This window comes from Labrys sp. KB_33_2 (assembly GCF_052114505.1).
GTDB lineage: Bacteria > Pseudomonadota > Alphaproteobacteria > Rhizobiales > Labraceae > Labrys.
Genome location: NZ_JBFREW010000001.1, coordinates 580780 through 600242 on the forward strand (window position 1 = coordinate 580780; position 19463 = coordinate 600242).

General features: G+C 64.5%; 17 protein-coding genes. 9 read left to right on the top strand and 8 right to left on the bottom strand.

Annotation, left to right across the window (positions count from 1 at the left end; genetic code table 11):
- Positions 1–118: 118 nt before the first annotated feature.
- Both attM and AB4037_RS02760 read right to left on the bottom strand, forming a co-directional pair.
- Entirely contained in the window at positions 119–910 is a 792-nt protein-coding gene (attM, locus tag AB4037_RS02755; RefSeq protein WP_434957540.1) for an AttM family quorum-quenching N-acyl homoserine lactonase, read from the bottom strand.
- A gap of 33 nt (positions 911–943) precedes the next feature.
- Complete coding sequence (locus AB4037_RS02760; RefSeq protein ID WP_441770448.1) at positions 944–2236, bottom strand: hydroxyacid-oxoacid transhydrogenase; 1293 nt, start codon at positions 2234–2236, stop codon at positions 944–946.
- Between the two features lie 251 nt (positions 2237–2487).
- Here AB4037_RS02760 and AB4037_RS02765 point away from each other — a divergent pair, with 251 nt between their 5' ends.
- Positions 2488–3273 (top strand): FadR/GntR family transcriptional regulator, encoded by a 786-nt coding sequence (locus AB4037_RS02765; RefSeq protein ID WP_434957538.1) that lies wholly within the window; start codon positions 2488–2490, stop codon positions 3271–3273.
- Between the two features lie 7 nt (positions 3274–3280).
- Here the strand turns inward: AB4037_RS02765 and AB4037_RS02770 are convergent, their stop codons facing one another.
- Positions 3281–4312, bottom strand: coding sequence for an extensin-like domain-containing protein (locus AB4037_RS02770; RefSeq protein WP_434957537.1), 1032 nt, complete (start codon positions 4310–4312; stop codon positions 3281–3283).
- Positions 4313–4392: 80 nt separating this feature from the next.
- On the opposite strand from AB4037_RS02770, the gene AB4037_RS02775 reads away from it, so the two are divergent.
- Positions 4393–5082 (top strand): nucleotidyltransferase family protein, encoded by a 690-nt coding sequence (locus AB4037_RS02775; RefSeq protein ID WP_441770449.1) that lies wholly within the window; start codon positions 4393–4395, stop codon positions 5080–5082.
- Between the two features lie 369 nt (positions 5083–5451).
- Positions 5452–6627 carry a fumarylacetoacetate hydrolase family protein gene (locus tag AB4037_RS02780; RefSeq protein ID WP_441770450.1) on the top strand — a complete coding sequence of 392 codons (1176 nt, stop codon included), beginning with the start codon at positions 5452–5454 and terminating at the stop codon, positions 6625–6627.
- Positions 6628–6719: 92 nt separating this feature from the next.
- Here AB4037_RS02780 and AB4037_RS02785 read toward each other — a convergent pair whose 3' ends face one another.
- Entirely contained in the window at positions 6720–7625 is a 906-nt protein-coding gene (locus tag AB4037_RS02785; protein ID WP_434957534.1) for a metallophosphoesterase family protein, read from the bottom strand.
- A gap of 661 nt (positions 7626–8286) precedes the next feature.
- On the opposite strand from AB4037_RS02785, the gene AB4037_RS02790 reads away from it, so the two are divergent.
- Both AB4037_RS02790 and AB4037_RS02795 read left to right on the top strand, forming a co-directional pair.
- The gene (locus tag AB4037_RS02790; protein ID WP_441770451.1) at positions 8287–8688 is read left to right on the top strand and encodes an NUDIX domain-containing protein; all 402 of its coding nucleotides are present in this window, start codon (positions 8287–8289) and stop codon (positions 8686–8688) included.
- A gap of 240 nt (positions 8689–8928) precedes the next feature.
- Positions 8929–9426 carry a GNAT family N-acetyltransferase gene (locus AB4037_RS02795; protein ID WP_441770452.1) on the top strand — a complete coding sequence of 166 codons (498 nt, stop codon included), beginning with the start codon at positions 8929–8931 and terminating at the stop codon, positions 9424–9426.
- A 32-nt stretch (positions 9427–9458) separates the two neighbouring features.
- On the opposite strand, the gene AB4037_RS02800 is transcribed toward AB4037_RS02795, so the two are convergent.
- The 4 genes from AB4037_RS02800 to AB4037_RS02815 form a co-directional block, all read right to left on the bottom strand.
- A complete protein-coding gene (locus tag AB4037_RS02800; protein WP_441770453.1) occupies positions 9459–10676 on the bottom strand; it encodes a CCA tRNA nucleotidyltransferase in 1218 nt (405 codons plus the stop codon).
- A gap of 116 nt (positions 10677–10792) precedes the next feature.
- Positions 10793–11053, bottom strand: a complete 261-nt coding sequence (locus AB4037_RS02805; protein ID WP_434957530.1) for a DUF6111 family protein — start codon at positions 11051–11053, stop codon at positions 10793–10795.
- 21 nt (positions 11054–11074) lie between these two features.
- On the bottom strand, positions 11075–11740 hold the full coding sequence (locus AB4037_RS02810) for a CoA pyrophosphatase (protein ID WP_434957529.1): 666 nt from the start codon (positions 11738–11740) through the stop codon (positions 11075–11077).
- Between the two features lie 64 nt (positions 11741–11804).
- Positions 11805–12386: a DUF1285 domain-containing protein gene (locus AB4037_RS02815; RefSeq protein ID WP_441770454.1), complete on the bottom strand. Its 582-nt coding sequence runs from the start codon at positions 12384–12386 to the stop codon at positions 11805–11807.
- 153 nt (positions 12387–12539) lie between these two features.
- On the opposite strand from AB4037_RS02815, the gene AB4037_RS02820 reads away from it, so the two are divergent.
- Genes AB4037_RS02820 through AB4037_RS02835 form a run of 4 tightly spaced genes read left to right on the top strand, consistent with a single transcriptional unit; the run spans position 12540 to position 19351 of the window.
- Entirely contained in the window at positions 12540–13538 is a 999-nt protein-coding gene (locus AB4037_RS02820; RefSeq protein ID WP_441770455.1) for an AAA family ATPase, read from the top strand.
- 8 nt (positions 13539–13546) lie between these two features.
- Positions 13547–14467 carry a DUF58 domain-containing protein gene (locus AB4037_RS02825; RefSeq protein ID WP_441770532.1) on the top strand — a complete coding sequence of 307 codons (921 nt, stop codon included), beginning with the start codon at positions 13547–13549 and terminating at the stop codon, positions 14465–14467.
- Between the two features lie 25 nt (positions 14468–14492).
- Entirely contained in the window at positions 14493–17276 is a 2784-nt protein-coding gene (locus AB4037_RS02830; RefSeq protein ID WP_434957526.1) for a DUF4159 domain-containing protein, read from the top strand.
- Complete coding sequence (locus AB4037_RS02835; RefSeq protein WP_434957525.1) at positions 17276–19351, top strand: hypothetical protein; 2076 nt, start codon at positions 17276–17278, stop codon at positions 19349–19351. The genes AB4037_RS02830 and AB4037_RS02835 overlap by 1 nt, the downstream gene beginning before the upstream one ends.
- Positions 19352–19463 lie beyond the last annotated feature (112 nt).

Here is a 19463-nt window from a genome sequence, read left to right on the forward strand (position 1 = left end):
GCAGCTTTCGGAGTTCGGCGGATTGTCGACGCCGCCAGATCTCCAGGTCTATCAACTGTCATGCTTTTCGACGAGGTCTGCCGTTGGCGCCTGGATAGTCCAGGCGCCCGTCGGGGCTTTAGTCGTAGAAGCCCGGTGATTGCTTGAAGGCCGGCCAGGCGTCCGGGTCGTGGCCGGTGACCACCTTGGCCTCGGTCTTGGCAGCGAGGGACCGCAGCTTCTGCACCGAGCGCACCGTGTCCACGGTCGAGGCAAGGAAGCCGGGCAGGGCCTTCTCATTCCAATGGTCGAGCGTGTAGGCGGCATCGACCGCCAGCAGGATGGCGCCGCTGTTGGGCAGGGTGACCAGGAAGGATTGATGGCCCGGGGCATGGCCGGGTGTGAAGATCATCTTGAGCGTACCGTCGCCGAACAAATCATAGCCATCGGTGGCCTCGGCCTCCAGGAACTGCCATTTCAGGCCAGGCCGGTCGAAATCCTTGCGGATATAGCCGCCGGCCGCGAACCAGTCGGGTGCGTAGGCATATTCGTATTCGCGGCGCTGGACGACATGCACGGCATTGGGGAAGCGGCCGATCGCGCCGGTATGGTCGAGATGCAGATGCGACTGCACGACATGGGTGACGTCATCGGGCCGGATGCCCATGGCTTGCAGCTTCTGCACGCAGCCATCGCTTTCCTGCATCACCGGCCAATAGGTCCTGGAAATGCCGCCCCAATAGCCGCGCGGATCGCTGGCACACTCGACGGCATTGCCGCCATCGATCACCACCAGCCCCTTGGGATGCTTGAGCAGATACCAGGGGACCGGAATTTCGTAGTCGGTGTTGGCGCCCTGGTTCATCTTGATGTTGTGCAGCTTGCACTTCAGCGTGCCGCACTGGAACATGTGCAGTTCGATCTCACCCATGGTTTCCTCCTGGTCTTTCTTCCGTCAGCACGCCTACCAGTTGCGCAGGGATTGGCGCATGACGGCCTCGATCCCGGCGGCGTCGATGGGTTTGGGGGCACCGACCAGGAGGCGCTGCTGCTTGAGCGCGCCCTGCACCAAGGCTGGAATGTCTTCCTCGCCATAGCCGAGTTCGGCGATGCCCGATGGCGCGCCGACCGCCTTCATCAGCCTGATCAGGGTGTCCGGCAGCGAGTCCGGGCCTGGATTGGCGATCGGTCCGGCATTGAGCAACTCGGCAGCCTGGATGTGCTTGTCCGGTGCAGCATCATAGGTGAAGCGGAATACCGCCGGGGAGGTGACGATCACCGAGAAGCCATGTGGCACGAAATTGTGGCTCGTCTCGTAGCCGGGGGCGCTGTAGCTGTGCTTGAGGCCGGCGAGGGGATAGGCACAGGCATGGGGGATGTGCACGCCCGCCGTGCCGAAGCCGATGCCTGCCATGGTGGCGCCGAGCATCATGGTGCCGCGCGCTTCCAGGTCGTTGCCGTCGCGTACGGCGCGCTCGAGAAAATGCCCGCCGAATTCGATCGCCTTGAGGGACCAGATGTCGGCCACCGGGTTGCTGCCCTGATAGGGCGGACGGTCATCCGGCGTGGCAGGGCGCGGTCGGGCGTCGAAGGGGCGGGAAATGAAGGATTCCACCGCGTGGCAGACCACGTCGAGGCCGCATGAGGCCGTGACGGCTCCCGGCGTGGTGCGCGCCAGTTCGGGATCGACGATGGCCAGCGTCGGCCGCATATAGCGGTGCGAGATACCGGTCTTCATCTTGAATTCGGGAATATCGAGGACGGCGACCGTGGTCGCCTCCGAGCCCGAGCCGGAGGTGGTCGGGATGGCGATCAGGGGACGCAGGGGTGAAGGTGGCTTGCGGCCCCCTCCGACGGGCGCATTGACATAGTCGATAATGGCGCCGCCATGGCTGCGGATGAGGTTGGCGACCTTGGCGGTGTCGATGGTGGAGCCGCCGCCCAGGGCGACGAAGCCATCGACGTCCTGGGATGAAGCGAAGGCGGCAGCCTCCCCCAGCGACTCTATGGTTGGTTCGACGAGAATGCTTTCGAAGACGCTGATCTCGACGCCGGCGCGCGCGATGATTTCGGTGACACGTTCGGTAATTCCTAGCCGGCGCAACCTTGGGTCGGCGACCAGCAATATCTTGCGAAGCCCAAGGCGCTTGAGCTCCCAGTCGAGTTCCTCGACCGCCCCGTTGCCGAATTTGAGCTGCGTTGCCTCCAGGGTGAAGATGGTCTCGTTCGCGCCCCGATCGGTGGGTGCCATCGTCATGTCCTCCTGCGCCGACGATCATTCGACCAGGCGAGGCAGCCAGGCTGCGCAACCATGCTCGCGATCGGGTCGTGTGTCCTGACTTGCGAAGTTGGCGGAAGGCTTCCACAATGGTAAGAACATGTCAATATCACATGGTGACATGGTCATATGATGAATTCTGTTTCTGTGTGTTTTGAAACGAGCAATCGATCCGCATAACATCCTGAAACCGGGCAGGGCTCTGTCCGAAAGCCGAAGAGGAGGGGTGTTTGGCCCTCAAAGAGCGAGTGCGCCCGGCCCCGGAACCTGCCGGGCAAGATGGTGAGGCGGACAGGCGTCTGGGGCGCCCGCTTCCTCTGGCCGATCGGGTGGTCGCCGCACTGCAGGAGGACATCGAGAAGGGGCGCTTCGAAGCTGGGGCCCGCCTGCCCACCGAACCCGAACTTGCCGCCAGCTTCGGCGTCAGCCGCACGGTCATCCGCGAGGCGGTGTCCCGCCTTAAGGCCGACGGCATCGTGGTCAGCCGGCAGGGAGCTGGGGTCTTCGTCAGCGCCGCCCCGCTGCAGCGTTCCTTCCGGATCCGAGACGCAGAAGTCGGCAGCGGCGTGGCCCTGCGCGAGATCTTCGAACTGCGCCTGTGTCTCGAAGTGGAGGGGGCCGGGCTTGCGGCGATCCGTCGTTCGCAGGACGACCTGGCCGCACTCCGGCATTGGCTGGAGGAGATGGACCGCACCAAGCTCGGCCAGGATCTCGGTGTTGGCGCCGATATCGAGTTTCACCGGGCCGTGGCGGCGGCGAGCGGCAATGGCAAGGTTGCCGATTTCCAGCGCTATCTATCCTTGCTGCTGCACCAGAGCGTGACCGTCGCCCGCAACAATACCCTGCAGAAAGGCCCGGCCCACGTCGACAGCGTCATCGAGGAACATGGCGACATCTACCGCGCGGTCGAGGCGTGTTCGGCTGCCAATGCGCGCAACGCCATGCGCCGCCATCTTCTGCTGGCGGCGACGCGGTTGGGTGTGATTGGGGTGGAAGAGGCAGCGCTTCTGGCTTAGAGCGCCGTTATTCGTCGTAGCCGCCGGCCGGAACCTCCTGGATCGAGCCGGTATAGTCATCGGAAGGCGGCGGCGCACCGCCGGCACCACGTTGCGCGGCGGCCACCCAGCCGGCGGGAGCGCGCGGACGGCAGATGCTCTTGCTGCGCGCGCCATGACGTGCAAGATCGAGATGCAGATGATTGTCGTGCAAGGGGGCGCCGGGCCCGAGCACGGTGGTGAATTTAGGGCAGGCGCCAAAGGCGATGTCACGCCAGAAGCTGCGCTCCTGGGCCGAGCCGCGCCAGCCGGTCAGGATGCGCGTCTCGCGTCCGTCGGCCAGTTTGAAGCCCTTGACGTCGACAGCATTGGCAAAAGCATGTTCGGACATGCGGCCGAAATGGCCGTTGTTGCGCCGGCGGCAGGAATAGCTGCCGAACGTCGTCATCTCCACGATGGGTGAGCCGAAATTCGCCATCGCCGCTGGCTGCACGTCCTGAACCAGCCAGCGGGTCAGGGCCGGGATCATGGAGCAGGACAGCACCAGGCTGCGGTCCATCGAAACCGCGAAGGGGCCGCCATCGGCAATACGGACGGGACCAGGCGACGGGGCTGCCCGGTAGGACATCGGCGCGGAAGCGCCGCTATCGCCGAGTGCGCCGGTCTGGTCGCCGACGGCTGCGGGTGGCAGCAAGCCGTCTGGTGTCCCCGAAGCCGGAGGCGCATATTGTTGCTGAGGCTGAGGTGCGTAATTGGGCTGCGGGGCCACGGTTTCTGGCGCCCGAGGCTGAAGGGTCGCGTAGACCGGGGCGGACTGTCCGCCATTGGTATTGAGGGCTGTGACACGGAAGGGATGGTCGACACCGCATACCCCAGGCCCCTCGATCGCCTGGGCGATGCGAATGCCGGCGCTTTCCCGGACCGCGCCCGAGGCCAGGCACTGCGACTCCGCCTGGGCACGCCAGGGCTCACGCTCTTCGAGATTGAAGAACGACCCGCAACCAGCCAGGCTACCGAGAACCGTACCCAGCACGAGAGAACACACAACGCGACGCAACATGGCCGCAGCTTAACGGCCATTTTCAAAAAGAAGCGTTAACCGCGCGGCCGTGATTGATTTCGTCGACGCGAGACGCTTCCATGATGGCCAAGCATGGTAAAACCGTGTATTCGGCTTTGCCTTTCCCAAAGAGCGAAGTGTCATCCATGCCCTCGGACGATGATCAGCCTTTGGCGAATTACATTGCGATCGTTCTTGCCGGCGGCGAGGGGCGACGCATGGGGCGCAACAAGCTGTTGCTCGACATTTCCGCCCGCCCGATGATCCGCCATGTCGTCGAGACCATCCGCGGCGTCATCGCCGATGTCATTGTCGTGACCGGTCACCAGCGGGAACGCATCGAGGAGGTGCTCGTTCGTACGCCGGTCGAATTCGTGGACTCGCCCTCGGCCGATGGTCCGGCGGCGGCGATCCGGCGTGCTTTTGAGCGGGCAGGCCTGTTGGCGGCCAAAAGGGGCTGCGACGGTATCATGTTATGTGTCGGCGACCAGCCGCGCCTGACGGAACGTGAAATTGCCGGGTTGATCGAACAGTACCGCGCCGGCGACCGGCGCAAGGCGCTGGTTCCGGTGCGTGGTGACAGGCGGGGTTACCCTGTGATGGTACCGCCGGATTTCGACGTAGGGGGCATTGATCTTTCGAGTGAAAGTCTGATTGCCGATTATCCCGACCAAATCGCGGCTTTTCCTACACGCAATCCTGTTTATGATTCCAGCTTGGACACGCCGGAAGATTTTCGGAGCTTTTTTGCAATCTCGAAACTTCCATAGCACGTACTTTAATACCTAAGATGCGCCCTATCCTGGTGAATTCGTCCGACTAGTCGCATGTGGGAGATGGCCGAACTGGGACGTAAACGCTAAGTTTTGTGTGTTAAACTTTTAAAACAAAGCCTAATACGAAAATATTAACGTTTCATTTTTTGAAATATTTTGTATCCATCTCGTTGTATATTAGATGATCGCTAAAAATCATGAGAATACGATGATAGTCAATTTTGGCTACCGCTTTATGGCTGTTGAGTTAGTCCACATTCATAGGGCGCATATCTTTGTATACCGCTTATGCAAGTCTTGCCCCTCCGCACGGTTGACGCTAAGGGCAGGTTGATAGAGTTCTCACCACTCGCGAGGCCCGCAATGTCGTTCACGCTCACCCCCGAAAATACCCTCCCGGTCGACGGTGTCGCCGGGACATTGATCGGGCGTGTCTGGCTGCCGGATGTCGAAGGGCCGGCCGTCGTGGTTGCCAAGGAGGATGGTCTGCATGACATCACCTCCAGCTTCCCCACGGTCAGGGATCTCTGCGAGGCCCGAAATCCGGCCCAGGCCGCCAAGGCGGCCCCCTCGACCGAGATCGGCCCCCTCGCCGAAATCCTCGCCAATACGCCGCCGGCCAACCGCGACCTGCGCAAGCCCTGGTTGCTGGCGCCGATCGATCTGCAGGCCATCAAGGCGGCGGGTGTCACTTTCGTGGTTTCGATGCTCGAGCGGGTGATCGAGGAAAAGGCGCGAGGGAACTCGGCTGCGGCGGCATCCCTCAGGGCCGAGATCGTCAAGCTGGTCGGTGACGACCTTGCGCGCCTGCGTCCCGGCTCGGCCGAGGCGGCGCGGTTGAAGGAGGTGCTGATCGCCCAAGGTGCCTGGTCGCAATATCTGGAGGTCGGTATCGGACCGGATGCCGAGATCTTCAGCAAGGCCCAGCCCATGGCAGCCGTCGGCACCGGCGCCGATGCCGGCCTTCATCCGAACTCCACCTGGAACAATCCCGAACCCGAAGTGGTCTTGGTGGTGTCTTCGGCCGGCAAGATCGTCGGAGCAACGCTGGGCAATGACGTCAATCTGCGCGATTTCGAGGGGCGTTCGGCCCTTCTGCTTTCCAAAGCCAAGGACAACAATGCCTCGGCGGCGATCGGTCCCTTCGTGCGCCTGTTCGATTCCACCTTCTCGCTCGATCATGTCAGGCGTGCCGATGTGACGCTCGAGGTGCGCGGGCCCGAGGGCTACCGGCTAACGGGTGTCAGTTCGATCTCCAAGATCAGCCGCGATCCCGGCGACCTCGTTTCCCAGATGATCGGCGTGAACCATCAATATCCCGATGGTGCAGTTCTCTTCCTGGGTACCATGTTCGCGCCTATCGACGACCGCGACGAGAAGGGCAAGGGCTTCACCCACAAGATCGGCGACGTCGTCACCATCGCGGCCCCGGAACTCGGCTCGCTTACCAATCGCATGGTGCGCAGCTCGGATGCACCGCCCTGGACTTTCGGCGCCAGCCACCTCCTGCGTAATCTCGCCAAGCGCGGTTTGCTGTGATCGCCTGTCGGTGAATTAATCACGTAGCGGCTGATCCTGGCTGAAGGTCTGAAAGGGGCGGCCTCGTCCGCCCCTAGCGTCTCCGCTGCTTTTCAGGCCAGCTCTTGCGAGCGCAGCTCTTCAGGCGGGTGGCCGGCGGCTACGAAGCCACGGACGGTCAGTCCGATTTTCCAGTTCTTCTGCTTGCCGGTGATCGAGAAGAGATTGTAGGAGGCCGGCCAGCGGGCACGCTCCGGCGCAGCCGAGGCCGAGGGCGTGCAGACCACCGGGATCGTTCCCTTCGGGCCCTTGAGACGATGCACCAGTCCGGTATGGATATGCCCGTGCAGGACGAGCTCCGCGCCCGTCCGGCGCAGCACGGCGTTCAGCCGGTCGCAATCGATCAGCATCGCGGTCGGCCCGGCATCTTGGCGGCGCACAGGGTGGTGCAGCATGACCACCCGGCAATAGCCCTCATGCTCCAGATGTTCGAGAATGGGACCGAGCTTGGCGATCTGTCGTGGGCCGAGCTTGCCGGTCGCCATGAAAGGCGCTGTCGGAATGGCGCTGGACAGGCCGACGAGAGCCACCTTTCCGCGGATGCGTACATAGGGAAAGCGTTCGTCTTCGTCGAGCGGATGGGCACCGGTGTTGTCGCCACGCATCCAGGGATCGAAGGCCGAGAGCAAGTGGAGGGCGCCGCCCTTGGTGTAGGCGTCATGATTACCGGGCACCAGCGAGACGAAGTCCGGCGCGCCGACCGTTTCAAGAAAGGCGCGCGCCGCCGGGTATTCGCCGGGCAGAGCGAGATTGACCACGTCGCCAGTCAGGGCGATGTGGTCAGGCGATTGTGCATGCAGGTCTGCGAGGAGCTGCTGCAGCACATCCATGCGATGGACGTCGCGCCGCCCTCGATTCCAGTTGATCCAGCCCAGAACCCGCTTTCCCGCCAGTTCCTTGGCCCTGGCTCGCGGCAAAGGCCCGATATGGGGGTCTGAAAGATGCGCGAGCTTGAACATCAGGAGACAATCGGGGAGGCAGGTATCACGAAGCGACAACCGATGATGCTATGGCGTTTTGCGATTCGACGGAGCCACCGAGGACCGCAAAAAGGCGTTGAAACAAGAGGCTAGAGCAAAGTGCGTTCAGTCGTGAACGTGCTTTGCTCTAGCGTGGCCATAGGACCTGTCTGTGTCAACGCAAAACGCCTGCGCGTTCTCGTGAACGGCAGGCGTCGTTTCGGCCGGGGATCATCGACCACCGTTGTGCGGCGGGACGATCGTTAAGCTTTGCTGAAGGTCAGCAATGCGACAGTGTCGCGGGTAGCCTGGGTCTGGGCATGAATACGAACGGCGCTGGCAAGCAGCCGGAAATAGGTCAACATTGATCTCTACCGGGGCGAAGGCCCCTGGGTCTCCTCTATTAGGGTCACGGCTTCTATAACGTAAGATTAGGTATTTTACCATCCGATAAAGGCTGCTTGGCACGCTGGACAGCCATGCATGGGCGGGATGGCAGGGTGCTGGAAGTTTTTTGCCGCTGCTATCTCGAACAAGCCTTAGCCGTTCTCTTTCAATCACTGAGCATCGACGGATGATTTCTTCTTCAATTACATTACGACAGAAGATCGGACGTCTGGTGACTCCGCTTTTCATGATCTTTTTTCGAATGCAGCGCGGTATGACTTTGGGGGTGCGTGCCGCCGTGCTCGACGGAGAGGACAGGGTCTTTCTGGTGCGACATACCTATGTGCCGGGCTGGTATCTGCCGGGCGGTGGCGTCGAGACCGGAGAAACTGCGCTGGAAGCCTTGGCCCGGGAGTTGGAGGAGGAGGGGCATATCCGTCTCAAGGGGCCGCCTGAGCTGCAGGGCCTCTATTGGAACCGGGAGGTCAGCCGTCGCGATCATGTCGCCTTCTTCGTGGTCCGGCACTACGCCCAGGCGCAACCCCGCCTGGCGGATCACGAGATCGCCGAGGCAGGCTTCTTCGCCCTCAATGCCCTGCCGGAAGATACCACCAAGGCGACCCGCCGCCGGCTCGATGAAGTGGCGGGACGGCGCCGGCCGGATGGCCTGTGGTGACACGGTGACCCACTTCGGCCGCATCTGGAGCAGGTCGATTCTCGAAATGGCACGATCGGCGCGCCAAAATATCGTTCGATCGCTAAATCCGGTTGTAAGGCGACCGCTTTTGTTGTACGCGCCGGCCATGATGACGAAGAGCCTTCAGCTGCGACGACGAACCGTGGTTTCGCTCCACTCCCTTTCGCGCGCCTGAACCGTTGAGCCGGCGGGCGCCTCTGCCTGTCGGAACCATCGCAAATGCCTGAAATCGCCATCGACCTCACCCTGGAGACGCCTGACGACGGCGCCGTCATCGACAAGTTGCACGAACGGGCTTTTGGTCCCGGACGCTTCGCCCGCACGGCCTTTCGCTTGCGCGAGGGAGTGCCGCCCCATCCCAAATTGTCCTTCGTGGCACGCATCGGTTCGATGATCGTGGGTTCGATCCGGCTGACGCCCATCCATGTCGGCGAAACCTCGGCCCTGCTGCTCGGACCTTTGACGGTGGAGCCTGCGTTCCGCTCGCTCGGCATCGGTCTCACGCTGATGCAGGCCAGCCTGACCGAAGCCGCGAAGATCGGGCATCGGCTGGTCATTCTGGTGGGCGACGAGCCCTATTACAGCCGTGTCGGCTTCAAGCGCATCGCGCCGGGAAGAGTACTGCTGCCCGGACCGGTCGATCCGATGCGTTTCCTGGTGAAAGAGCTCGTCGAGGGGGCCTTCGAGGGGGTCACGGGCGCTGCCCGCGGCTGCTGATCACGGCCGCCTGATCCCCACGGAGCAGCCGGTTATGCGGTCTTACGCACGGCTTCTTCCAGGATAGCTTGGCGCTGCGCGCCATCCTCGGCAAAGCCGCCGTCGATCCAAGCTTTTTCTGCGCGGGCAAGAATGCGACCGATGCGCGGGCCGGGCTCGATGCCGAGGCGCGCCAGATCCCTGCCGCTGAAGGGCGCATCGGGAACGACCCAGCGATCCGGCAAAATGAGAACCTCGGTAAAATCCTCGTCGGCGTGATGCGCGGCCGCGACCAGCATGGCGTCGCGATAAAGCTCGGGACCCAGGCGATAGAGCCACTCCCGGGCCATGGGAAGCGTCGGAGCGCGCCTGACGCGCTCCAGCACCATGGCAATCGCCGCGAGGCGCTTGGCTTCGGCGTTGGAAAGGCGCAGCCGTGCCGCCAGACGCTCGGCATCGAGGCGCGTGAACAGGCTGAGGGCGGCCAGCCGCCTGATAGCGTCTGGTTCCACCAGGCCCCTGGCCTCCAGCCCTGCGATGCGCCGGAACGCCTCGACACGTGCCACACCCCCCAGCAGAATGCCGAGAAAGCCGGCATCGTCGATCTCGGCGAGGACCCCCGCCGCCTGGGGGGCTGTGAGTAATTTGAGGAGTTCGGCCCTTATGCGTTCGGCCGAGAGCTGGCGCAGGCCCGCGCGCCCGCGTATCGCCGCCGCAAAACTCGCCCCGTCGAGCGGTCCCGTGCCGAAACGGGCATGGAAGCGAAACAGGCGCAGGATCCTTAGGTAATCCTCGGCGATGCGCTGATCGGCATCGCCGAGAAAGCGCACGCGCCGGTCGGCAATGTCGGTGAGGCCACTGGCATAGTCATGCAACCGGCCATCGGGGGAGAGCGAGAGGGCGTTGATGGTAAAGTCGCGCCGGAAGGCGTCGGCCCGAAAGTCGCGGCCGAAATGCACGATGGCGCGGCGACCATCCGTCTCGATGTCCTCCCGCAGCGTCGTGACTTCGAGGGGTTGGCCGTCGATGACCACGGTCACCGTGCCGTGCTCGATGCCTGTTGGTATGACTTTCCAACCCCGGGCCCTGGCCCGGGCCTGGGTCTCGGTGGGCAGGGCGGTGGTGGCGATGTCCCAGTCGGCGACGGCCTCGCCCAGCAGGGCATTGCGCACGGCTCCTCCCACCACCCGTGCTTCTTCCCCGTCGCGGTTCAGAGCCGCAAGCAGCATCGACAAGGGAGGCTGGTCGAGCCAGGGAAAACGCTCATCCATCCGATCATGCATCCAAAAGCATTTTCTGGAAAAGCTGACAGGCCTTTCGACTAAGAAAATGCGTCAAAACAATAGGTTAGAGCAAGGCTCGATTCGGAGAAATCGCACTTTGCGCGCTATCGCGTCTCAGGCTCGACCAGCTTGCCATTTTCCATATGCGCAGGGACGTAGGCACTCCCGGCAGGAGCTCCGCCATAATGGGCAAAGAGAGCGAGGCCGGCCGCCATGCACATCACACCAAGCGCGATCAGCCGCAGCAGCGGGATCCCCGTCGGTGCGGGGGCGTCGGGCCGCTCGCCGCGCAGCAGCAGCCAGATCCCGTAAATCAGGAAAGGCAGAATGAACAGTACTGCCTCGAACAGGAAAGGCCGGAACATCAGCGTGCGACTTTCATCGTCTCAGCCATAGAGCCGCTCGTAGAGGGTATGGATGATCCCCGCCGTCACACCCCAGATATAGTGGTCCTGCCAGGGAATTGCATAATATTGGCGCATGGCGCCGCGCCATTCGCGGCTTTCGGCAATGTGATTGACCGGATTCATCAGGAAGGCCAGCGGGCATTCGAACACGCTGTCGACCTCGGCGGGATTGAGACGCAGCACCATGCCCGGATCGGCCAGAGCCACCACCGGCGCGATACGATAGCCAGAGCCGGTGAGATAGAGATCGAGATAGCCGATCGGCCTGATCAGGCTGGCAGACAGGCCGACCTCCTCCTCGGCCTCGCGCAAGGCGGCCGCGAGCACGCTGCCGTCGTCGGGATCGATGCGACCGCCGGGAAAGGCGATCTGGCCCGAATGGTTGCGCAGCGCGCTCGAGCGGTGGGTGAGCAGCACCGTCGGCCCGTCGGGCCGGTCGATGAGCGCGATCAGCACGGCGGCCGGCTTGGAGGGCGTCGCGGGCAATTCGGCGAGCAGGCCGGGGGAGAAGCGGTGATCGCCATGATCGGGCACGCTGTCGAGATGGAGCCCGACTGGCGGCTCCGCGGCAAGCCGGTGCCGGGCCCGTTCGAGAAAGGCTTCGAGCTCGGGATGGTGGGTCGACGGGGGAAGGGCGGTCAGCATGTCGGGACCTGACACATCAGGGCTTGGCACATCAGGGCTTGGCACATCATCATGACTTCACACATCATGCCTCGGCGCCGATTTCATCCGCGGGCGCCATGGCAAAGAAGCTGCCGCCTGAGGTGACGCCGAACATGGCGACACCGTCTATCTCGCGAACTTCGCCGAGATCGGCAAGGTCGTAATACAAAGCACGGTTGACCCGGGCCCAAAGGCCGGCACGCACATGCACATAGGGCTTGAGCCCTTCGGAAGCCCCGATCTCGAACCGCATCGGATGATCCGGGCCGGCTTCGGTCCAGTCGTCGACATTGGTGCGGAAGGCCAGAGTTCGCCCGCTTGCACCCTCTTCCACGCGCATCTCCACGGCGACGAAGGGCACGTCATCAACCACGATGCCGACGCGCTCCACCGGCGTCACCAGGACATAGCGATCCTCGTCGCGGCGCAGGATCGAGGCAAACAGCTTGACGAGCTCGATCCGTCCGATCGGGCTCTTCATGTAGTGCCAGCTGCCATCGGCTGCGATGCGCATGTCGATATCCCCGCAGAAGGGAGGATTCCACAGATGCACGGGACGGGCGCCAGCTTGCTTGCCGGCCTCCTTGATGGCTTTGGTCAATCCGGCCAGATCGGTCTGGGCCATATTCGAAATCACTCGGTGATAAAACGGACGTGAAAACGGCAGAGAAACTCTCGCTCCTGCCTTAGTTGCTCTCTAGTATCCTGCGATACAAGGGAATCGTGCAAGCTTCCCATTCTTAAGCGCCGCCGCCCGGCGCCCTTCCTGCGAGGCATGATGACGGCCGATACTGCCACCAATCTCGACGAAGCCATCATCCGTTCGGCGGAAACCACCGCTGATCTCATCAGGCAGGCCCGCGAAGCGGTGCATGGCGTGATCTTCGGCCAGGAGGCCGTGGTCGATGGCGCCCTGATCACCTTGCTGTCCGGTGGCCACGGTCTGCTCGTCGGCGTGCCCGGCCTTGCCAAGACCAAGCTGGTCGAGACGCTCGGTGTGGTGCTCGGGCTCGATGCCAAGCGCGTGCAATTCACGCCTGACCTGATGCCTTCCGACATCCTCGGCACCGAAGTGCTCGATGCCAGCGAGACCGGCAAGCGCAGTTTCCGTTTCGTGCGCGGGCCGGTTTTCGCGCAATTGCTGATGGCGGACGAAATCAACCGCGCCTCGCCGCGCACGCAGTCGGCCCTGTTGCAGGCCATGCAGGAATATCACATCACCGTGGCGGGCGAGCGCCATGACCTGCCCAAGCCCTTCCATGTCCTGGCAACCCAGAACCCGCTCGAGCAGGAAGGCACCTATCCCCTGCCGGAAGCCCAGCTCGACCGTTTCCTGATGCAGATCGACGTGCCCTATCCCGATCGCGAGGATGAGAAGCGCATTCTGCTCTTCACCACTGGCGTCGAGGAGAGCCCCGCGCGGCCTGCCATGAGTTTCGAGGATCTTCTGAGCGCGCAACGCCTGGTCCGGCGGCTGCCGGTTGGCGAATCGGTGGTGGAAGCGATCCTCACGCTGGTGCGCTCAGCCCGTCCTGGCGAGACCCCCGACCTTGCCGGCAAGATCGCCTGGGGACCGGGGCCGCGCGCCAGCCAGGCCCTGATGCTCGCGGTGCGGGCGCGGGCTCTGGTGCAGGGCCGGTTCTCGCCCTCGATCGACGATGTGGTTGCCCTCGCCGAACCGGTGCTCAAGCACCGCATGGCCCTCAGCTTCGCTGCCCGGGCCGATGGTGAAAGCATTGAGGGCGTGATCGGGCGCCTCGCGCGCAAATTGGGCTGAGCCGGATGGTGGTTTCCACGCGGCTGATCGACGAGCACAAGGCGGTCAGATCCGCTGGCCTGCAGCAGGCTGCGCTCGATCTGGCCGAAGCCATGCCCAGACTTGCCTTGGAGGCACGCCGCGTGGCGGCGACGGCGCTGCACGGCCTGCATGGCCGCCGCCGTGCCGGGCAGGGCGAGAATTTCTGGCAGTTCCGCCACTTTGCTCCGGGAGAGGCCGCCGCCAATGTCGACTGGCGCCGTTCGGCGCGCGGCGACGAACTCTATGTGCGCGAACATGAATGGGACGCGGCCCAGACCCTGTGGCTGTGGGTCGATCGTTCGATCTCGATGAATCTCGCTTCCAGCCTGGCGCAGACCTCCAAGCTCGAACGGGCCTTGGTGCTGTGTCTGGCTTTTGCCGACCTCTTGGTGCAGGGGGGGGAGCGCGTCGGCCTGATCGGCCTGGCCCGGCCGACCTCGCAGCGGGCGATCATCGAAAAATTTGCCCTCGCCTTGATGACGGCGGCTCTGCCCGCTAGGGCGGAGCGCAGCGGCCTGCCCGAGCGTATCGCGCTCGGCCCCCGCAGCGAAGCCATCCTGATCGGCGATTTTCTCGACGAGCCGGAGGTGACGGCCGGCACCATCGCCGCCTTGGCGGCGCGCGGTGCGCGCGGCCATCTCCTGGTCATCGCCGACCCCATCGAGGAGACCTTCCCCTTCGCCGGCCGCACCGAGCTCATCGATCCCGAAACCGGAGCCAAGTTCCAGGCCCCGCGTGCGCAGGATATCCGCCAGGCCTATGAGGATCGGCTTTCGGCCCATCGCGATGCCCTGCGGGCGATCACGCACCGCTATGGCTGGAGCATGACTCTGCACCGCACCGACAAGCCGGCTTCCCAAGCCGTGCTCGCCCTGCATCCGCTGCTGCAGCAGGGAGAGGGTGTGTGATGGTGGCGATCGAGAGGCTTGATCGATGCTAGGTTCGCTGGCTCTCGCATCACCCTGGATGCTGGCGGCGCTGGCCCTGCTGCCGGCGATCTGGCTTCTGCTGCGCCTGGTGCCGCCGCGGCCGCAGCGCATCGACTTTCCACCGTTGCGCCTGCTCTACGGCCTGTTGCCACGCGGACGCGTGGCAGCACGCTCCCCCTGGTGGCTGACGGCTCTGCGTCTGGCGCTCGCCGCCTTGGTAATTGCCATGCTGGCCGTGCCGACGCTTCGGCCTTTCAATCAGGCCGGGCCGACGCGTGCGGCGCCGCTCTTGTTCCTTATCGACAATGGCTGGGGTTCCGCAGCGACCTGGGCAAAGCGCCAGGAAGTGATCCAGGCCACGCTTGCAGCAGCCGATCAGGATCGCCGCCCGGTGGCGATCGCGGCCCTGGCCGAACCGCTCACGGATCTCTCGCTCAGCCCCGCCGCGAGCCTCGGTCCTCGCCTTGCGGCGCTGGCTCCCCAGCCCTGGCAGGCCAGTCGCGGTGCCTATGCGCCCGCCATCGCTTCCTTCCTGCGCGCCGCGCCAGAGACCGAGATCGTCTGGTTCTCCGATGGTCTGGCTGATGACGGCGACGACGTCTTTCTCGCCACTCTGTCGGAAGCCGGCAAGCAGGGGCGCGTGACGGTCTATCGTGACGATGCCCGCAGCTCCCTGGCGCTCGCCGGCGCGTCCAATTCGCCAAGCGGCATCTCGGTGCGCGTCCTGCGCATGAGCAAGCTCGACCGCACCTTGTCCGGCACGGTCAGGGCACTCGACCTCAAGAACCTGCCGGTCGGCCAGGCCGATTTCAACTTCCCGGCGGGCGCGGCCGAGACGACGGCCCAGCTCGACTTGCCTGTGGACATCCGCAACGATGTGGCGCGGCTCGAAATCGTCGGCGATGCCTCGGCCGGCGCGGCGCAACTGCTCGACCGCACCTGGCGCCGCCGCATGGTCGGCATCGTCTCGGGGCAGGACAAGGATGTCAGCCAGCCCCTGCTCTCGGCGAACTACTACCTCACGCGAGCGCTCGAACCCTATGCCGATGTGAGGACCGCCGAGGGAACGTCTCCGGCCGAGGCGATCGGCCGCTTTCTCGACGACAAGCTGCCGGTGTTGATGCTGGCCGATGTCGGCAATCTCGGCGATGCGGAAGCCAAGCTTTCCGCCTGGATCGAGAATGGCGGTGTTCTGGTACGCTTCGCCGGTTCGCGTCTTGCCGCCGCCGAAAATACGCTGCTGCCGGTGAAGTTGCGCCAGGGCGGGCGCACGCTGGGCGGGACGCTCTCCTGGGAGAAGCCGCAAAAGCTCGGCAGTTTCGACGCCAACTCTCCCTTCGCCGGCCTGGCCTTGCCGGATGACGTCAGCGTCAAGCGCCAATTGCTGGCCGAGCCCGATATCGATCTGCCCGGCCGGACCTGGGCCGCCTTGGCCGACGGCACGCCGTTGGTCACTGCCGAGAAACGGGGCAATGGCGTCGTTGTGCTCTTTCACGTGACGGCGGACACTACCTGGTCCAATCTTGTCTTGTCGGGGACCTTCGTGGAGATGCTGCGCAAGGTGGTGGGGCTGGCCAAATCTGCGCCGGTTGCGGGCGCATCCGCAACGCCGGCGGGCGCTGCGGCACCGGTCTATGCGGCGCCGAGCCGGACGCTCGACGGGCTGGGGGCCTTCCAGGTCCCGCCGGCGACCGCCCAGCCCGTGCGGGTGGACCAGCCCGGCATCGGCCGACCCGATCATCCGCCCGGTTTCTATGGGCCGCCCGATGGTCTGGTGGCCGTCAATGCATTGGCAGCCAATGCCGTGTTGAAACCCCTGGACTACAAGGCGCTGAATGCCTCCCTGGCCGATTATACGGTTGCCAAGCCGGTCGCCCTTGGGCCCGTCCTGCTGCTGGTCGCCTTGGCGCTGCTGCTGGCCGATGCATTGATCGTCTTCTTCATGGCGGGCGGCTGGACGCGCCTTGCCCGCGCCGGCGCTGGTTCGGCGGCTTTGGTTGTGTTGGCTCTGACCTTGCTCGCGCCGCCGGACGCCCAGGCGCAGAGCCGTCCCTTCGACGCGGCACTGAAGACGCGCCTTGCCTATATCGTGACCGGCGACAAGGAGACGGATGAAACCAGCCTCGCCGGCCTCAAGGGCCTGACCGCCTATATCGCCGAGCGCACGGCGTTGGAGCCGGGGCCGCCCGATGGTATCGATCCAGCCAAGGACGAACTTGCCTTCTATCCTCTGATCTACTGGCCGATCGTGCCGGGCAAGGAACCTCCGCCGCCGGCGGTGATGGCGCGTATCGACGCGTTCATGAAATCGGGCGGCACCGTCATTTTCGATACGCGCGACGCGGTACAACAGGATGCCGGCGGGGCAGCGACGCCGGCCGGCGAAACGCTCAAGCGCCTGCTCTCGGGGCTCGACATTCCCGAACTCGAGCCCATCCCGGCCAAGCACGTGCTGACCAAGACCTTCTACCTGCTCGATAAATTCGTCGGGCGCTATGACAATGGCGAGACCTGGGTGCAGGCCACCGCGCCGACGTCGGAGGACAGCGACAAGCCGGTGCTGGGGGGAGACGGCGTATCGCCCCTGATCATCACCTCCAACGATCTGGCTGGGGCCTGGGCCGTGGATGCCCAGATGAACCCGCTCTTTCCTGTTTCCACCGGGCTGGAGCGCCAGCGTGAGCTGGCCTATCGCGCCGGCGTGAACATGGTGATGTATGCGCTGACCGGCAATTACAAGGCGGATCAGGTGCATGTGCAGGATCTGCTGGAGAGGCTCGGACGCTGATGAGCGATTTCTCCCTCCAATTCCTGCCTCTGCTGCCCTGGCCTGTCGTCATCGGACTGGCCGTGCTGGCTGCTGCCGTCGCGGGGCTGTGCCTGCTGGCGCGGTTGCGCGGGGCCTGGCTGCGCACGCTGGTGCTGGGCCTGTTCGTCCTTGCTCTGACCGGGCCCATTCTGACGCGCGAGCAGCGCGCCGTGCTGCCCAATGTGGTGGCGCTGGTGGTCGACCGCTCCGCGTCCCAGTCGCTGGACGAAAGGACGCGGCAGACGGACGAGGCGCGCGACGCGCTGAGCCGGCAGATCAAGGCGTTGGGCAATACCGAGCTGCGCGTGGTCGAAGCGGGCGGCGGCGTCAACTCCGGCGCTGACGGCACCCAGCTTTTCGCTCCCTTGGCCACCGCCTTGTCCGACGTGCCGCCCGACCGGGTCGGCGGCGCCATCCTGCTGACGGACGGCGTGGTCCACGACGTGCCGGCACGGGCGGCAGCCCTCGGCTTCAAGGCGCCGCTCCATGCCTTGATCACGGGCCGCGAGGATGAACGCGACCGCCAGATCACCCTGGTCGAGGCGCCACGTTTCGGCCTGGTGAAGCAGGCCACCACCATCCGCTTCCGGGTCATCGATCGCGGCCCGAACATGCCGTCGACGGCGGCAGTGATCCTGCGCCGTGATGGCGAGGAGATCGCGCGCACCACCGTACCGGTCGGCGAATTGTCCTCGCTGCAGGTGCCGATCGAGCATGCCGGCGTGAACGTGGTCGAGCTCGAGGCCGAAACCGTGCCGGGCGAGCTCTCGCCCGTGAACAACCGGGCCGTGCTGCAGATCGAGGGCATCCGCGAGAAGATGCGCGTCCTGCTGGTGTCGGGGGAACCCAATGCAGGCGAGCGCACCTGGCGCAACCTGCTTAAGGCCGACGCTAATGTCGAACTCGTGCACTTCACCATTCTCCGGCCACCGCAAAAGGGTGATGGCACCCCGATCAACGAGCTCTCCCTGATCCAGTTCCCGACCCATCGTCTGTTCGACGAGGAGATCAGCCGCTTCGACCTGATCATCTTCGACCGTTATGCTCAGGAGGGCCTGCTGCCGGCCGCCTATTTCGACAACATGACGGAATTCGTGCGCAATGGCGGCGCCATTCTGCTCGCGTCGGGCGCCGATTACGCCTCAGAGAACAGTCTGTGGGGCACCGGCCTGGCAGAGATCCTGCCGGCCGCGCCTTCAGGCAATGTGCTCTATCAGCCTTATCGGCCCGAGATCAGCCCGCTCGGCAAACGCCATCCGGTGACGCGGGACCTGCCGGGCGGCAATGCCAATCCGCCGGCCTGGGGCCAATGGTTCACCACGGTGGAGACCAAGCTGCGCGAGGGCAGCGCTGTGATGACCGGCGCACAGGGCGATCCGCTACTCGTGCTGGCTCATCAGGGCAAGGGGAGGGTGGCCTTGCTGCTGTCGGACCATGCCTGGCTGTGGGCGCGCGGCTATGAGGGCGGCGGTCCCCATGTCGATCTGCTGCGGCGCCTGTCGCACTGGCTCTTGAAGGAGCCGGATCTCGACGAGGAAGCGTTGCGTGCACGGGCTGTTGGCCGCGATATCACCATCGAGCGCCAGACCATGGCGGAGACGGCGGCGCCTGTCGAACTGACTGGCCCGAACGGCGAAAAGGTCCGGCTCGCCCTCAAAGCGGAGAAGCCCGGCCTGTGGAGCGCGGTCTATTCCACCGACGTGATGGGGCTGTGGCGAGCCCAGGACGGCGCCTTGCAGGCGATCACCAATGTCGGCCCCGCCAATCCACGCGAATTCCAGGATCTGCTCTCCACGCCTGACAGGCTGAAGGGCCTGGTTGGCGAGACCGGCGGCAGCGTGGAACGTCTCGCCACCGCGTCCGGCCTGTCGATCCCGGCGGTCCGCGCAGTCGGTGCCGGCTCCGCCTACGGTGGCAGTGGCTGGATCGGCCTCAAGCGCAGCGAAGCATCGGTGGTGCAGGGTATCGACACCATCCCACTCTTCGCAGGGCTGCTGGGCCTCGCCTTGCTGCTCGGCGGCGTCACGCTGCTCTGGGCCCGGGAAGGCCGGTGATTCCAAAGCGCTGATGCTGCTCGATGGGCAGGATTTAGCGCCTGCCGCACGCGACGTTGCGATTCGACTCTTGAGCCGTGAGGCCCTAAATTGCAAATGCAGGTTTCCGATC

Excerpts from the sequence above, each read along its gene's own strand:
- attM (WP_434957540.1), bottom strand. The coding sequence starts at position 910 with ATGGGTGAGATCGAACTGCACATGTTCCAGTGCGGCACGCTGAAGTGC.
- AB4037_RS02760 (WP_441770448.1), bottom strand. The coding sequence starts at position 2,236 with ATGACGATGGCACCCACCGATCGGGGCGCGAACGAGACCATCTTCACC.
- AB4037_RS02770 (WP_434957537.1), bottom strand. The coding sequence starts at position 4,312 with ATGTTGCGTCGCGTTGTGTGTTCTCTCGTGCTGGGTACGGTTCTCGGT.
- AB4037_RS02775 (WP_441770449.1), top strand. The coding sequence starts at position 4,393 with ATGATGGCCAAGCATGGTAAAACCGTGTATTCGGCTTTGCCTTTCCCA.
- AB4037_RS02780 (WP_441770450.1), top strand. The coding sequence starts at position 5,452 with ATGTCGTTCACGCTCACCCCCGAAAATACCCTCCCGGTCGACGGTGTC.
- AB4037_RS02785 (WP_434957534.1), bottom strand. The coding sequence starts at position 7,625 with ATGTTCAAGCTCGCGCATCTTTCAGACCCCCATATCGGGCCTTTGCCG.
- AB4037_RS02790 (WP_441770451.1), top strand. The coding sequence starts at position 8,287 with ATGACTTTGGGGGTGCGTGCCGCCGTGCTCGACGGAGAGGACAGGGTC.
- AB4037_RS02795 (WP_441770452.1), top strand. The coding sequence starts at position 8,929 with ATGCCTGAAATCGCCATCGACCTCACCCTGGAGACGCCTGACGACGGC.
- AB4037_RS02800 (WP_441770453.1), bottom strand. The coding sequence starts at position 10,676 with ATGGATGAGCGTTTTCCCTGGCTCGACCAGCCTCCCTTGTCGATGCTG.
- AB4037_RS02805 (WP_434957530.1), bottom strand. The coding sequence starts at position 11,053 with ATGTTCCGGCCTTTCCTGTTCGAGGCAGTACTGTTCATTCTGCCTTTC.
- AB4037_RS02810 (WP_434957529.1), bottom strand. The coding sequence starts at position 11,740 with ATGCTGACCGCCCTTCCCCCGTCGACCCACCATCCCGAGCTCGAAGCC.
- AB4037_RS02815 (WP_441770454.1), bottom strand. The coding sequence starts at position 12,386 with ATGGCCCAGACCGATCTGGCCGGATTGACCAAAGCCATCAAGGAGGCC.
- AB4037_RS02820 (WP_441770455.1), top strand. The coding sequence starts at position 12,540 with ATGACGGCCGATACTGCCACCAATCTCGACGAAGCCATCATCCGTTCG.
- AB4037_RS02830 (WP_434957526.1), top strand. The coding sequence starts at position 14,493 with ATGCTAGGTTCGCTGGCTCTCGCATCACCCTGGATGCTGGCGGCGCTG.
- AB4037_RS02835 (WP_434957525.1), top strand. The coding sequence starts at position 17,276 with ATGAGCGATTTCTCCCTCCAATTCCTGCCTCTGCTGCCCTGGCCTGTC.